Raw genomic sequence first — 14,512 nt, 5'->3', positions numbered from 1 at the left:
AGGGCTTGCAGATCATTAACTCGCTGCCTTGATCTTGAGTGGGACGGTGATGCCTACCGTGCTCGCGTGGTCGTAAAGCTGCTCCAGGGTGGCGAGTTGCTGGTCAGTGCGATGGATGTTGTGTCCGGCCGTGCCGAGGAGTTGGCGGATGTCGCGGATGCGCCGGTTGATGGTTTCGGGGGTGACGCCGAAGAGGCAGGCGATGGCGACCTGCGGGAGCCCAAGCCGGTAGTGGAGGAGGGCGGCCAGGAGCCGGTCGGCGAGGGTAAGCATGGGGCGCCGTCCGGTGCCCGGGGCTGCCAGGCGGGGCCGGTGGCCGCGCCGCTTGTCCAGGTGTGCTTCCCGCTGATCCTCGTGGAGGGCGGTGAGTGTGGTGATCAGCGTGTCCCACTCCTGGGCTGGCATTCCGGTCAGAGCGGGGTGGCAGAGCCAGGAGAGGTCGGGGCTGGGCTGGTCGAACGGGTCCGGTGCGTCACCGACCTGGGCATACGCCTCGGGCCGCAGTGTGTAGTTCCAGTCGCCGTGCCACTCGTGGCGGTGCAGGGGTAGGGCATCCATCTGCCGGTCGACGATCCGGACTCCGGTCTCGTAGGCGTCTGTGTCGAGTTCGGCGTGCACCGTCAGCCCGGTGCGGGTGGTCGTCGCGGCGATGCTGTTGACGATGACTTCGTGGCTTGTCAGGGGCCTGCCGCGCCAGTTCATGGTGATGTGGGAGAACAGCCGGTGCTCCACTTTGTTCCATTTTGAAGTACCTGGTGGAAAGTGACAGACGGTGATTTCCAGGCCGGTCTCCAGGGCCAGAGCGGCCAGTTCGGCCTTCCAGGCGCGGGTGCGGTAGCCGTTCGAGCCGCCCGCGTCCGCGGTGATCAGCAGCCGCCGCGAGTGCGGATAGGCGCCGCACCCTTGGCTGCTCCACCAGCGGCGGATGGACTCCACGGCGAAGGCGGCGGTGTCGTGGTCCGTGCCGACGCTGACCCATCCGGTGTTCGCGGCCAGATCGTAGATCCCGTACGGGATGGCCTTGCCCAGCTCCGGGTCCGGGAAGTCGTGCGTCCGTACCCGGACCGGTTCGTTCTCACGGTGCCACTCGGCGCCGGCGTTCTTGTAGTTGCCGACGACTTCCTTCTTTTTGGTGTCGACGCTGACCACCGGGTCCCCGGCGGCCTGGTGCTCCTTGGCCCGCTCGTTGATATAGCGGAACTGGCCGTCGCGGTCCGGGTGCTGCCTGCCCTCGACGGTCTTGGCGTTGCCCTGCAGGCTGAAGCCTTCTTCACGCAGCAGGTCGGCCACGGTTTCCGCTGAGATGCGGTGGCCCTGCCGGCTCAGCTCGCCGGCCAGGTGACGGGTCGACTTCGTCGTCCAGCGCAGCGGCGACATCGGATCACCCCGCATGTCCGGCTCGACGAGGGCCAGCAGGGCAGGCCGCAACCCGGGATCGAGATCCACCGCACGCTTGCGGCCCCCGCCCTCCCGGCGGACCCGGCCCAACGGGGCCACCCCGGACTCCAGTTCTGCCACTCCGCGCGAGACGGTACCCTCGCGCACCCCGGCCGCACGGGCCACCGCCCGGATCCCTCCATGCCCCAGCGACCGGGCCTCCGCCCCCATGGCCAACCGGCGCTGACGCTCGTCCAGATGCGGGAACAACGCCTCGAACTTCGCGGCCAGTTCCGCCTCAACCCCGCCCAGCTTCCCCATACCACAACAACGACCAGCAATCAGGGAAGCAACGACTTGTTTCTCCGCAAGCCCTTAGGCACCCGTCATTGCGGCAACCCCTCGGCCGTGTAACAGCCGCCCCACACCTGCCCCACACCCGCCCCGCGACGCCGTTACCGCAGGTGAGGCGCGACCCCGCGGGCGCCGTCCCGGGGCGCGGCCAGCCGCTCGGCCTCCTCGGCCGTGATCTTCTGCTCGGCGCCGCAGAACGCGCACTGCGTCCGGTACGACGTCGAGACCGGGAACAGTGGTACGAAGAAGAGCGTGAACTTGGTGACCCGCTTCCGCACCGCGTGCGCCGCCGGATGACCGCACCGCCCGCACACGAGCGTCACCATCGCCAGCTGGTACAGATACCCCTTGGTGCCGAAGATGATCATTCGGGCCCCCTCCCGGCCGGTTCCCCCAGCGCCCGCCGGCACAGGGCGAGGAGCCGTTCGTCCTGGTGGATGTCGTGGTCGCCGGACACGCCGGCGGAGACGTTGTGGCGGCGTTTACGCGCGAGTTCGGCCCGCAGGAGCGGCGCCGCCTCCGCCGCGACCGCGCCGCCGACAGGGCCCAGCTCGGCGAGGCACTCGGCGATCTCCACCCTGGTGTGACGGTTCTCCCGCCACGCCGCCAGCAGGACCGGAAGCCCCTCCGCGGTGTCCCCGGTCACCCGGCACAGCGCCGTCGCCGCGTCGACCCGCAACCACATCTCCCGCGCGGTCAGACATGCCCGCAGCTCCGGCGCCGCCCCCGCGGCCGACCCGCCGAACGCGCCCAGCGCCCACGCCGCCGACCGCCGGTCGTGCGCGTCCGGCGTCAGCAACAGCGCCCGCAGCCGGGGCAGTACGGCACCGGCGTCGCCCTCGACCGCCCACAGGGCCCGCGCCGCGGCTGTCGCCGTCCCGGCGGACGCGTCGTCCAGCAGGACGCGCAGCACCGGCGCCGCCTCACGCGCGGCGGGCCCGAACGCGGTCACCGCCCGCAGCGCCGACTCCAGCACCCACTCACGGCGGAACGTCGGCGCCCCGCGCAGGACCCGCAGCACTTCCGGCAGCGCCTCGACGGCTCTCAGCCCGGCCAGTGCCAGCAGCAGCGGCCCGGACTGCTCGCCGAGGTCGTCGTCGAGCGGCAGCGCGCCGAGCCTGCGGCGCAGCGCGGGCGCCAGCGGGGCGCCGGCCTCCGCGAGGTGTGGGATGGCGTACAGCAGCTTGTTGTCGGGTTCGGGCTGCTCCAGGGCGCGGGCCAGCGCCGGTACCGCACGGGCGTCGCCCGCCCGGGTCAGCGCGAGCAGGGCGCCCGCCGAGCACGCCCGGCCGCCCACCCACTCGGGCGCCCACGGAGCAGGGTCGATCGCCACCCGCTCGGCCAGGTCGTCCGCGGCGGGCCGGGCCAGCGAGAAGAGGCCCTCCAGCCAGCTCGCGGCCGCCGCCCGCAGCCGCGGCTCCGGGTCCCGCAGCTGCGCCCCGACCAGCCGCACCACCTCGTCGTACGCGCCGCGCCAGGTGCGGACGAGGCCGCCGCACATCCATACGGCGTCGGTCCGCTGGGCTCTGTCGGGGCTGCGCAGCTGCGCGGTGATCAGCGCGATGCGGTCGTCGACCCGGTCGTCCAGGGCGCTGTGCAGCGTACGCAGCAGATCGTCCGCCCAGGCCGTGCCGCGGCCGGCCCGCTGCTCGTCGCGCGGCTCCCGGAGCTGCCCCACGAGTGTCGGCGTCACGGGGCGCAGCTCCGCGGGGTCCGCCGGCTGTGCGGGGTGAACGGGATTCGATGTCGGCAGCGAATCCCGTACACCTGGCGCAGCCCATGAGTTGGCCGAATTCCACGGGGTCACGGGTGGATTGAGTTCCGCGAAGCTTGCGCTGCCGCCGGATGCGACTACGCTCCCGCCCCCGAATACGCCGCCGACCCCGACCCCGACCCCGGACCCGGCCCCGGACCCGGCGCCGCATCCCGACCCCGACCCCGTGCCCGACCCCGCTCCCGTGCCTGGCTCCGGCCCCTGCCCTGCCCCGGGCTTGTGGCCGTCGCCCGCCGTCCGCAGCTCCGACAGGAGCCCGGTCACCGTGGCCACCACGTTCCGGGGCAGCTTCCCGGGTGCGCACCGCGCCAGCTGGGCCAGCGCGGCCAGCCGCAGCGCCGGGTCCTGCGCGGCGTCGGACAGCCAGTTCAGCCAGCTCACCGTCTCGTCGCGCAGCGACTCGTACCGGAGCGCGATCCGTCCGACGGCCTCCACCAGTGCCAGCCGCACCTCGGTGTCCGTCTCGACCGTGAGCCGCTCCCGCAGCAGGTCCAGCACCCGCACCGGGTCGCCGTGCAGCGAGGCCAGCGCGCCCGGCACGGCGAGCCGAACCTCCCGGTCCGCGTCCCCGACCAGCGCGAGGAACACGTCCGCCCCGGCGGCCACCGCGGCGGCGGCCATGGCGTAGTTGGCGGCGTCCTCGAACTCCTCGTCCTCCGGGTCGAGTTCCTGCAGCTCGTCGTCGCCGGACAGGTCGATGCCGCCGATGCTGGCGAGCAACTCGACCACGCAGCCCCGGTCCTGGACCTCCGGGGAGGCCACGAGCTCCAGCAGGAACGGGATACAGGCGAGCGTCGAGTCGTACACATCGCCCTGGTGGTGCACCGCGCCGTAGATGCCGTCCAGCGCCGCCTCACGCTCCGCCGGGTCCCCGGAGGCCAGTCCGAGCAGCAGCTCCGGCACGTCGTCGGCCGGGCCGTAGGCATGACCCAGCGAGGCCCAGTCGACCTCGTCGATCCCCGTGAACATGCCTTCCCTCCCCGTGAACACTGCACTTGGGGGCAATAGTGCACCACACCGTGCACGGTGATGCCCCGGCAATCGGACACGCCTGGGACACGCCTTGGACACATGTCCGTGCACCTGTTCCTCTGTTCTCTGCCCGGTTATTGCCCGCCCAGCCCTCGGGTGCTCCCATGGGCGTCGGGGGTGAACGGGCATGACGGCATTACTCGTCACACCGGTCGGCGAGCGGCTCCTCTTCGTCGGCCTCCGGGACGGCCGGGGCGTCGCCTGGTACGAGAAGGAGCGCGGCCGGATCAGCCTGCTGGACGAGCGGTACGCCGACGAGGTGCGGGCGGCGCTCGCGCCGTACGTCACCGGAGAGGTCACGATCGGCCCGCCACCCGTCCCCACTGCCTCGGACCTGGCCCGGCTATCGCTCCACCCGGACGACGACCTGGCCCCCAACCGCCCGGGCGAGCCCCTGCTCACGGCACCGCACGGTCGGCGGGGGAGGCTGCGCCGTGACCCGTACGCCGCCGAACTCGCCGCCCAGCAGAAGGTGGGCGACGCCCTGGACCGGCTGCACGGCGCGGGCTGGCGGGTCCTGCACGCGATACCGCTCCCGGGCACGGCCCGAATCGACCACCTGGCGATCGGCCCGGGCGGCACCCTCGTCGTCCGCACCCTCGCGGCCCGCCGCTCCCGAGTCCGGATCACCGACCCGGACGTCACCGTGGGCCGCGGCACCCCCCGCGCCTTCCTGCGCCGCCTCCGCCAGGACGCCGACCGCGCGGCCCACGCCCTGGCGACGGCGGTCCGCCCCCTCCTGGCGGTGGCCGACGCCACCCGCCTCCCGATCCCGCCCGGCCTGCAGGACGTCCGCATCGCCCGCGACGACCAACTCCCCTCCCTGGCCCGCCTGGGCGGCGTCCTGAAGCCGACGGAGGTGGAGTCCCTGTACACCCGAGCCCGCAACCGCCACACCTGGCTGACGCTGTGACCACCCCGGTCATCCGCACCAGGCCCGCCGGCGCACCAGGCCCGCTGCGCCGACCGTGTCCACCCGGGGGTGCGCCGACGCTCCTCGCGGACCGGTGGTTGCCGCCGTGGTCGAAGCCCGGGTGCCGTCCCGGGGCGCGTGACCGCTCCGTCCTCTGTCCGCCGCCCTGTGCCTGCCCGGAGGCCGCTCCTCAGCCCACCCCGTCCTCCGCCTCCTTGAGGCGGAGGACCGTCGTCACCGTGTGGCGGGTCGTGCCCTGGGCGACCTCCGCCCTCAGGCGGGGCGGCACCGACTGGTAGGTGATGTCGCCCACGCCCACCGCCGTGGCCGTGCCGCCCGGCTCGGTCGGGAGGTCGCGGAGGGTGGCGCCCGCTCGCGCGCGGAGCGGGGGCGGGAGGGGGCTGGACACCACCGGGGTGTCGTCGTCGGGGAGGACGAGTACCAGAGCGGACGGGCGTTTCCGTGGGCCGGTGAAGCCGATCACCACCGCGTCCCGGGTGTCGGTGTGCCGCAGCTTGCGCCACGCGCGCGTGCCCGCCTTGTACGGCTGGTCGAGGCGCTTGACCACGAGGCCCTCGATCCCGGCGGCCGTCAGCGTCTCGAACCAGTCCTCCGCCACCGCCACGTCCGTCGTCATCGGCACCGCCTGGATCGGCGGCCCCAGCTCCGCCAGCAGATCCACCAGCCGCTCGCGCCGCCGCGCGTACGCGAGCGGGCGCAGGTCGGCGCCGTCCGCCGCGAGGACGTCGAAGGCGGCGTACGAGGCGGGCAGCCGCCTGGCGAAGGCGGGCGCCCGCCCGGGGGTCGCCGCGGCCCGGCCCTGTACCGCGGCGAAGTCGACACGGCCGCCGGACCACACGACGACCTCCCCGTCCAGCACGGTCCCCTCGGGCAGGGCCCGCGCGGCCTCGGCGATGTCCGGGAACGCGGCCGTGACCACCCGCCCCGACCTGGCCTGCAGGACCACCTCGTCCCCCGCCCCGCGGAAGATCACCATCCGGTGCCCGTCGAACTTGGGTTCGTACGCCAGTCGCCCCGGCTCACGGGGCATCGTGCTCACCGTCTCGGCGAGCGCGACCCGCACCGGCGGCACGACCGGGCCCTTCACGGCGCCGGCACCGGCCCGGCCCCCTCTTGGTCGACCAGCGGGCGCAGCAGGTCCCCGTACCCCTGGACCCGGGGAGCGAGGTCGTCCAGCAGGAACACCAGCTGCGCCGGGTCGCCGCACGCCTCCACCTCGCCCCACGTCACGGGCGTCGAGACGGCCGGCTCCTGGCGTGCCCGCAAGGTGTAGGGGGCGGCCGTGGTCTTGGCGGCGGCGTTCTGGCTGTGGTCGACGAAGACCTTGCCGGGGCGCAGCGCCTTCGCCATCCGGTGCACGACCAGCCTCGGAAGCTCCGCCTCCGCCTCGACGGCGAGCCGTTTCGCGTACGCGGAGACCTCGTCGGACGGGGTGGGGTCGACCGCGACGTACAGATGCAGCCCCTTGGCGCCGGAGGTCTTGGCGTACGCGGTGAGCCCGTCGTCCGCCAGCCGGTCGCGGAGCCACAGCGCGACCCGGCAGCACTCGACGACCGTCGCCGGGGCGCCGGGATCGAGGTCGAAGACCATGCGGTCGGCGACGGCCGGCGTCCCGGCCCGCCACTGCGGCGTATGGAACTCCACCACCAGGTTGGCCGCCCACATGAGCGAGGCCAGGTCCTCGACCATGACCTGCCGGGCGCCGGGCTCCTCCGTCCGGGGGACGGGTGTGGTGGTCACCCAGTCGGGGGTGCCGAGCGGCGGGTTCTTGGTGAAGAAGAGCTGCCCGTCCGGCCCGTCGGGGTAACGGAGGAACGACAGCGGACGGTCGTGCAGATGCGGCAGCAGCACTTCGGCGACGGTCGCGTAGTAGTGCAGGATCTCGCCCTTGGTGGTGCCCGTGGCCGGATGGATGACCTTGTCCAGGTTGCTGAGCGCGAGCCGCCGCCCCTCCACCTCCGTGATCGGCGTCATACGATGAGAATCCCACGATTCCGGTACGAAAGGGATGAACCGTGCGATCCATTTGGAACGGCGCTATCTCGTTCGGGCTGGTCAGCATCCCCATCAAGCTGGTGAACGCGACCGAGAACCGGTCGGTCTCCTTCCGGCAGATCCACACCGAGGACGGCGGCCGCATCCGCTACCGCAAGGTGTGCGAGCTGGACGGCCAGGAGGTCTCCTCCGCGGAGATCGGCAAGGCGTACGAAGAGGCCGACGGGACCATGATCCCGGTCACCGACCAGGACCTGGCCGCGCTGCCGCTGCCCACGGCGAAGACGATCGAGATCGTCGCCTTCGTGCCGGCGTCGGAGATCGACCCGCTGCAGCTGGACGCGGCGTACTACCTGGCCGCGAGCGGCGTGCCCGCCGCCAAGCCGTACACGCTGCTTCGCGAGGCGCTGAAGCGCAGCGAGCGGGTCGCGATCTGCAAGTTCGCGCTCCGCGGCCGGGAGCGGCTCGGGATGCTGCGGGTCGTGGACGACGTGATCGCCATGCACGGGCTGCTGTGGCCGGACGAGATCCGCCGGCCCGAGGGCGTCGCCCCGGACACCGCGGTGACCGTGCGCGATGCCGAACTCGACCTCGCGGACGCGCTGATGGACACGCTCGGCGAGGTGGACATCAGTACCCTCCACGACGACTACCGGGAGGCGGTCGAGGAGCTGATCGCCGCGAAGGCGGAGGGCGCCCTGGAGGCTCCGCCGGAAGCCGGACCGGAGAAGGGCGCCCAGGTCATCGACCTGATGGCGGCGCTGGAGAGCAGCGTACGGGCGGCCCGCGAGGCACGCGGCGAGGAGGCCGGGGAGACCGGAGAGGCGGGGGCGGGGGCCGAGGAGGCGGCGTCGGTCACGGAGCTGCCGGCCCGCCGGACACCGCCGCGCGCCCCGGCCGCCCCCAAGGCGGGCGCCGCCAGGAAGTCCACGGCGAAGACCGCGGCGAAGACCGCGGTGAAGGCGACCGCCGAGGCACCGGCCCGCAAGACGACCTCGAAGGCGAAGAAGACGGCCGCCAAGAAGACCACGGCCGAGCGGAAGACGGCCGCGGGCGGCGCCGCCGCGAAGAAGACGGCGGCGAAGAAGGGCACATCCCGCAAGCGGTCCGCCTGACCCTCCTGGCGGCGGGTACGGGCGACCGGGAGCGGCCGGACGACCTGCTGTTCGCCCAGCCCCGGGCCGCCGCCGGACCGCCAGGAACCGTACGCACGCCGCCCGCGACCCGCGACACGGACGGCGGCCCCAGCGGCGACGTGGCCCTGCTGCGGCTGGAACAGCCCCGGCCCGACCACGAACCGGTCTCCCTCCACAGGCGACCTGGCGGCGATGCCGCGCGACACCCCGGAGGCGCGGAAGCTGATCCGCTACCTGGCGGACCCGGCCACGGCGCAACCGGACTTCACCGCCAACAAGTCGGTTCCCACGGGCCCGTACGACAAGGACCCCACGACTCGGCGGATCGACGCGACCCTGCGGGGCCCGGGCACCATGCTCTGCTGGGACGCGTCGGACGCGATGCCCCCGGCGACGCGGGACGCCTTCCACCAGGCGGTCCTCCGCTACCTGGCCCACCCGGGGGACCTTTCGGCGCAGCTCACGGTGTTGGAGAAGATCCGTACACGCGACAGGGCGGCGGCCTGGCTCCCGTCGGTCTGCGGGACCGGCTGAGGCATCTCGGCGGTTCGCCCGGCGCCGTCGGCCGACGGCGGTTGCCCTCGGCTCGGTTGCCGTCGGTTGCCGTCGGTGCCGACGGCCGACGTCGGGTTGCCCTCGGCTGCTTCGGCCGGCGGGGTGGTCGCGGCTCAGCGCATGCCGACGGCCCGCCGCAGGACCTCCCCGGCGAGTGTGACGGTGGCGTCGTGGGTGGCCCGGGCCAGCACGGTGGTGTGGATGGGCCCGCCCTGGGCGAGATGACGGTCGTACGGCAGCGGCAGCACGGTCACACCCGGCTCCCGCAGATGCGCGACGGCGGTCTTCAGATCGAGCGTCATGTCGGGCGAGTTGGAGGTCAGGACGACCACGGTGCTGTCGATGGCCCGGTGGGGGAGCCGGCTCAGCCAGTCGAGGACGACCCGGGTGCCGTTCACACCCTCGGCGGTGCGCGGCGCCACGATGACACGGGCGTGCGCCGTGTCCATCGCCGTACGGGCGACCTCGCCCGGCAGCGTCTCGCAGTCCACGACGGTCACCGCGAAGTGGCGGCGCAGGGCGAGCGACACGGTCCGGTACGTGGGCACGTCCAGCGGCGGCCCGACCCGCCCCTGGCTCGCCGGCAGCAGCCAGCCGCCGTCGGTGACGGGGACGAGATAGCCGGTGATGTCGTTCAGGTCCATGGAGGGCTTCAGGATCCGCGCCAGCTCCGGGCACGACCAGCGCACGGACGGGGCACCCATCCGCACGGCCAGCGTCCCCAGCGCGGCGTCCGCCTCCAGGGTGAGCACCGGATCGGGCCGGTGCTGCGTGAACGTACGCCCGAGGAGCGCGGCGACGGTGGACTTGCCGACCCCGCCGCGGATGGACGTGACGGCGATGACCCGGCCGGTCGGGACGCGCAGTTGGACCTCGTTCCCGTGCCGGCTCCGGTCGACGACCTCCTTGGCGGCGGAGGCGGCCAGCCCGCGCAACGACTGCCCGACACGGCGCGCGGCGGAGTCGCCGTGCTGGGGGCGTCCGAGGGCGGAGGCCAGCCGCGGGTCGACGGTGGGCACGGATTCGGGCGAGGGCAGCGCCACGTACGGCCTGCGCGTCAGATGGTCGCCTTGAGTCATGCCGTACTCCTCAGCGAAGCATCCGTACGCCTCGACACCGCCCCCACTGCAATCACGCGTTCGAACCTACCATCGGCCCTGTATACGGAGGCAGTGCGCCGACGGCCCGCACGGCCCGCACGGCCCACTAGGCCGGATGCCCGTCGTCGTCGGTCATGTCGGCCTGGGTGGAGAACTTGGACAGAAAGGCGTCGTACCGCCCGTCCTCCCGCAGCGTCAGCGTGGCCCCGTCCTGCCAGGTCCCGTTCTCCTCCCACCAGTCACTGCCGTACGGATCGCCCTGGTTCTGATGGATGTTGTGCATCCCGCGGCCGAAGCGGAACGGCTCCCCGAAGACCAGCACACTCCGTCCCCGCACCAGGATGGGCTCCAGCGCGAGGGTCGCCTCCACATGCGAGCCCGCGGTCCACGCCACCCCGTCGACCAGCGCCGGGTGCCGGATGAAGTCCAGCGCCCGGCTCCCGGGCTCGCGCGCCAGGTCGTGGTACCCGGGCCGCGCCGCGCCCGCGGGCCCCAACTCCTCGGCGTCCAGGGTGAGGACCTTCCACCGCACACCGGTGGCCGACTGATGGCTGTCCACGTCGATGGCGCAGTGGTAGAGCCCGGCGGGCGCGTCGATCAGCAGATTGACGTGGTACCAGCGCCCCACCGCGTCGGGCCGGTCCCGGAAGTGGCGGTGCAGGGTGCCGGCGAGTACGCCGTACGAGTCGAGCGGCATGGGCCCAGTCAACCACCGTGGGCGCCGCCGCGGTCAGAGGCGCACGGACCGCGGGGTGCGGGCTCAGCGTCGGCGACGTCCGCCCCGGACCTTGTGCACGGCCTGGCTGTGGGAATCCAGCACGGCCACGGCCGGAGGTAGTGAAGGCGGCCGGGAGCCCTTGCGGGTGGTCGGTCGTTCTTGAGCATCGTGATGACGCCTTCGGCCATGGCGGAACGGGCCGCCGGAGATGCGGAATCACACCTGCTGCGGCCGGGGAAGGCCGATCCGTACGTCCCGTACCTCCCGCGAGTAGTGGACCAGCGGCTCACCGCCCGGCGCGGGCAGTCCCACGGCGGCCGTGAGCGTCTCGCGCAGCTCCTCCACGGCGGCCGAGGACAGGGACCAGGGCTCGTGGCGTATGGGCGTCTCCCACACCAGACCCAGGCGGTGCGAGTACGCCCGCCACCTGGAGGTCAGCCAGACGTCCGGCTCGGACGGCCGCAGGGGTTCCCCGGGACGGACCACCAGGCCGTACGAGGGGCCCCCGCCGCGCCGCGAACCGGCGTACACCACGGTGTCGCCGTGCCGCCCCACGCCGAGATCCGCCCAGTGGTACGGGACGCCCGCGGCGGCGCGCGCCGCGAGCGTGAGGGAACTGCCGGCCTCGATATCGAGGAACCACACCCCGGCGCGTCCGTCGGGGCCGCGTACGTATGTGCGCAGATTGGTCTCCGGGAACGTGGCCCAACGGGACGCGGGCACCCCCGGCGGCCGCACCTCCGCCATGACGAACGGCGTGAACCCCACCCAGGCCGCCCCGTCGTACACCTCGACGGCCACCCCGGGCGGCAGCAGCGCCTGGACGGCGCCGGGCGGGTACCGCCAGTGGACGAAGGTCTGCGTGGTCCACCGGGCGTACAGAAGCGGAAACCGGACGGGTCCGCCCGGCGACCTGGAGGTCACCCCTTCCGTGTTCCCGCCGCCGGGGAAGCCACGCCGCTCCTGCCGACCGCCTTCGTGTCGGCCGAGGCCGCGGCCTTCGGCGGTCCGGGGCGAGGAGGGCATCTCCCTCCGCCGACCGGCCCCGTCCGGGCCGCCGTGTCCGCCCTGCCCGTCCCGGCCCGCCCTGCCCGTCCCGGCCCGCCCGTCCCGTCCCGGCCCGGCCGTCCCGTCCCGGCCCGCCCGTCCCGTCCCGTCCCGCCCTGCCCGTCCCGGCCCGCCCGTCCCGGCCCGGCCTGGCCCGGCGCATGACGCCGTCGGCGCGCCTCCCGGTGCCGCCCCCGGTCCCCCGGTTGACCCGTACGGGGGGCGAGACGTGCCCCCTCCGCTGGCGTGCACTCGCCAAGGCGGCGCGGATGCCCCGGCGGCTCGGCAGGTCTCCGCAGGTCGGGAGCCCTCCCGCGCCGGACCGGGAACGCAAGGCTGGACTCCCGGACAGAAAGCCCACTTTGCGTCATCGAGTACCTACAAGGTGTTACGACGCCCGAGAGATGGAGACGATGGCTGCGGAGCCCCCCGGTTCCCCGGCAGAGGATGTGTCTGCCGTACGGACAACGGGTGTTCGGGGATCGCCCGGGCGCCCGGAGCATCGAGGAGAGTGGATGACGACCACCCGGAAGCGCCGCCCGCGTACCGCCCGCCTGGCCGGCCTCGCGGCCGCCGTCCTGGCCGCCGCGGCCCTGCCCCTGGGGGCGGGAGCGCCCTCCGCCGTCGCCGCCCCGGCCGACGCCGAGGCCGCCCCCCTGCCCCCGGGGGTCGTCAAGCTCAACGACGGTGAGCCGTGCCCGATCGGCACCCTGTGCCTCTATCGCGACTACAACTTCAGCGGCCCGGCGTACGGCATCGGCGCGGGCTACGAGGTCGACCTGCGCCACCTGCCCATGGCCGGCGCCCCGGGCGGCTCCGCCGCCGACAACGTCTCCTCGTGGGTCGACTACACCGGCTCCCCCGCGTTCCTCCGCGACGACGACACGGGTCTGACCCGATCGCTCTTCCCGAACCAGCGCCTTCAAGAGCCGTCGGCCCTCAACGACACGGTGGACCGCGTCTTCTGGTAGCCGGTCCGCACACCACCACCCCATACCACCCCCTCCCTCCCCCCGGGCCCGGGCCGCCGTCGCCTCCCCACCTTTCAGGCAACGGCGACCCGGGCCGTCCCGTCCACGTGCGCGGGGGCGGCCGTTACGGGGCCGACGCTGTCCAGCGGCCCGACCTTGTGGGCGCGGCGCGCGAGCGGACATGGGCCGCGACGAGCACGCGCAGGCAGGAAGGTGTGGCCGGAAGGGGACGCCCCACCCGCCGCGGCCGATCACACCGGCGACACTGGGGTCTTGACGCGTACTGTCGAGAAGATGGGTTCGATCAGTGGCAGCACAGGGCAGGCCGACCACAGCGCCGCACGGACAGCCTGACGAGTCACCGGACGAGGGCACGATGGTCGGGCTCTTCTGGATAGACCGGGACGGGTGCTGGCTCGGCGCCCCGTCCGGCACGGATGGGACCGGCGTACGCCTGACCGATGAAGGGCTGACGCCCGTCGGCACACCGGCGGCCGGCGCGCTGAGCTGGACCGGGATCGAACGGGTGACCGTGCCCGACGCCCCCGCCCGCTCGGGCTTGCGGCGCGGCCTGCGTACCGCGATCGACGTGGCGACGAGCATGGCGGGCTTCGGCGGCCCGGACGGCGGGCACGGGATGACGGTGTGCGTCACCCACACCGACGGGCGGAGCGAATTCGCCGTTCTCTCGGCCGCCGCACCCGCCTACACCGAGCGGGAGGTCGAGCTCTCCCACCGGCTGCTGGCCCGGTTCGTCGCGGGCGAGCTGCGCCCGTCGGCGCTCACGGAGTGGCGGCGGTCCGCCGGTTCCCGCTCCGGCCCGAAGCCGCCGCAGCGGGAGGCCGTCCTGGAGCGGCTGCTGACCCAGCCGACGTGTCCGTGACTCCGCTGCCGCCCCGGCGCGCCGTACCGGTCGCGTTGGCCGGGACGGTGATGACGGCCTCGCGGATCTCTGTGGCCGCTTCTTCCTCAGCCGCTCCGGCCATGGCTCGGCGGCCGCTGCGGTCGCGGCGAACCTCTCGCCGCCGGCCTTGACCGCGGGTTCGTCACCCAGCATCCGCTTGCATGCGTCCACAGCGTGCTGGGACCGAAGCTTGGCTTCCCCGCCGAAGAGGGTTCCCGAGCGCAGCGAATTCGTGCCCGGTGTGAGGGCACGGGCTTCACGGAGTGGCTCAGGCGCCGACAGCCGGGGACGGAGTGCCGACCATCGCCACGTCGATGCTCTGAGCGCGCAGCGCGCGGGACGCCTGCGGCAGCAGGACACCTGGGCGAAGGTGAACAGGTTCTGCGTCGTGAGGGCCTTGCCGCTCCTGAGCAAGATAGCGTAGACGACCTTCCGCGGGGTGAACTCCTCGCCCACGGGAGCCCTGGGCGCCGTTCCCGCACCCCGCCGTACGAACTCGGCGCGCGCCTCCGCGCCGAAGCGCAGGCCTTGGGTCCGGGGGTGTATGTCGGGCAGGGTCATGAAGCCAGGCCGAGCGGCTGGGGTCACCACCGGGGCGCTGCTGGCTGCCGTTGC

13 protein-coding genes are annotated in these 14,512 nt (G+C 73.6%); 5 read left to right on the top strand and 8 right to left on the bottom strand.

Annotated features, from left to right (window positions below; all coding sequences use genetic code 11):
• Window positions 1–15 precede the first annotated feature (15 nt).
• The 3 genes from FVS66_RS15600 to FVS66_RS15590 form a co-directional block, all read right to left on the bottom strand.
• Window positions 16–1,698, bottom strand: coding sequence for an ISAzo13 family transposase (locus tag FVS66_RS15600; protein WP_187645541.1), 1,683 nt, complete (start codon window positions 1,696–1,698; stop codon window positions 16–18).
• Between the two features lie 134 nt (window positions 1,699–1,832).
• Window positions 1,833–2,099, bottom strand: a complete 267-nt coding sequence (locus FVS66_RS15595) for a zinc-ribbon domain-containing protein (RefSeq protein ID WP_149181796.1) — start codon at window positions 2,097–2,099, stop codon at window positions 1,833–1,835.
• Window positions 2,096–4,474: a PBS lyase gene (locus FVS66_RS15590; protein WP_149181795.1), complete on the bottom strand. Its 2,379-nt coding sequence runs from the start codon at window positions 4,472–4,474 to the stop codon at window positions 2,096–2,098. Before FVS66_RS15590 ends, FVS66_RS15595 begins: the two co-directional genes overlap by 4 nt.
• 190 nt (window positions 4,475–4,664) lie before the next feature.
• On the opposite strand from FVS66_RS15590, the gene FVS66_RS15585 reads away from it, so the two are divergent.
• Window positions 4,665–5,450: a nuclease-related domain-containing protein gene (locus FVS66_RS15585; RefSeq protein WP_149181794.1), complete on the top strand. Its 786-nt coding sequence runs from the start codon at window positions 4,665–4,667 to the stop codon at window positions 5,448–5,450.
• Window positions 5,451–5,640: 190 nt separating this feature from the next.
• Here FVS66_RS15585 and FVS66_RS15580 read toward each other — a convergent pair whose 3' ends face one another.
• Together FVS66_RS15580 and ligD are read right to left on the bottom strand one after the other, a co-directional pair.
• On the bottom strand, window positions 5,641–6,501 hold the full coding sequence (locus FVS66_RS15580) for an ATP-dependent DNA ligase (protein ID WP_187645542.1): 861 nt from the start codon (window positions 6,499–6,501) through the stop codon (window positions 5,641–5,643).
• Between the two features lie 53 nt (window positions 6,502–6,554).
• Entirely contained in the window at window positions 6,555–7,445 is an 891-nt protein-coding gene (gene ligD, locus FVS66_RS15575) for a non-homologous end-joining DNA ligase (protein WP_149181793.1), read from the bottom strand.
• Window positions 7,446–7,486: 41 nt separating this feature from the next.
• On the opposite strand from ligD, the gene FVS66_RS15570 reads away from it, so the two are divergent.
• Entirely contained in the window at window positions 7,487–8,581 is a 1,095-nt protein-coding gene (locus tag FVS66_RS15570; protein WP_149181792.1) for a Ku protein, read from the top strand.
• Between the two features lie 213 nt (window positions 8,582–8,794).
• Complete coding sequence (locus tag FVS66_RS15565) at window positions 8,795–9,136, top strand: hypothetical protein (protein ID WP_187645540.1); 342 nt, start codon at window positions 8,795–8,797, stop codon at window positions 9,134–9,136.
• A gap of 134 nt (window positions 9,137–9,270) precedes the next feature.
• Here the strand turns inward: FVS66_RS15565 and FVS66_RS15560 are convergent, their stop codons facing one another.
• The 3 genes from FVS66_RS15560 to FVS66_RS15550 form a co-directional block, all read right to left on the bottom strand.
• Window positions 9,271–10,236: a type VII secretion protein gene (locus FVS66_RS15560; protein ID WP_149181791.1), complete on the bottom strand. Its 966-nt coding sequence runs from the start codon at window positions 10,234–10,236 to the stop codon at window positions 9,271–9,273.
• Between the two features lie 127 nt (window positions 10,237–10,363).
• On the bottom strand, window positions 10,364–10,954 hold the full coding sequence (locus FVS66_RS15555; protein WP_149181790.1) for a DUF2278 family protein: 591 nt from the start codon (window positions 10,952–10,954) through the stop codon (window positions 10,364–10,366).
• Window positions 10,955–11,191: 237 nt separating this feature from the next.
• A complete protein-coding gene (locus FVS66_RS15550; RefSeq protein WP_262387013.1) occupies window positions 11,192–11,899 on the bottom strand; it encodes a DUF2071 domain-containing protein in 708 nt (235 codons plus the stop codon).
• Between the two features lie 638 nt (window positions 11,900–12,537).
• Here FVS66_RS15550 and FVS66_RS15545 point away from each other — a divergent pair.
• The gene (locus FVS66_RS15545) at window positions 12,538–12,993 is read left to right on the top strand and encodes a peptidase inhibitor family I36 protein (RefSeq protein ID WP_149181788.1); all 456 of its coding nucleotides are present in this window, start codon (window positions 12,538–12,540) and stop codon (window positions 12,991–12,993) included.
• Window positions 12,994–13,300: 307 nt separating this feature from the next.
• The gene (locus FVS66_RS15540) at window positions 13,301–13,876 is read left to right on the top strand and encodes a hypothetical protein (RefSeq protein ID WP_149181787.1); all 576 of its coding nucleotides are present in this window, start codon (window positions 13,301–13,303) and stop codon (window positions 13,874–13,876) included.
• Window positions 13,877–14,512 lie beyond the last annotated feature (636 nt).

This window comes from Streptomyces sp. TRM49041, from assembly GCF_008271805.1.
Classification (GTDB): Bacteria; Actinomycetota; Actinomycetes; order Streptomycetales; family Streptomycetaceae; genus Streptomyces.
Note: the sequence above shows the minus strand (reverse complement) of the source record. Positions and strands in the feature narration are given on the sequence as shown.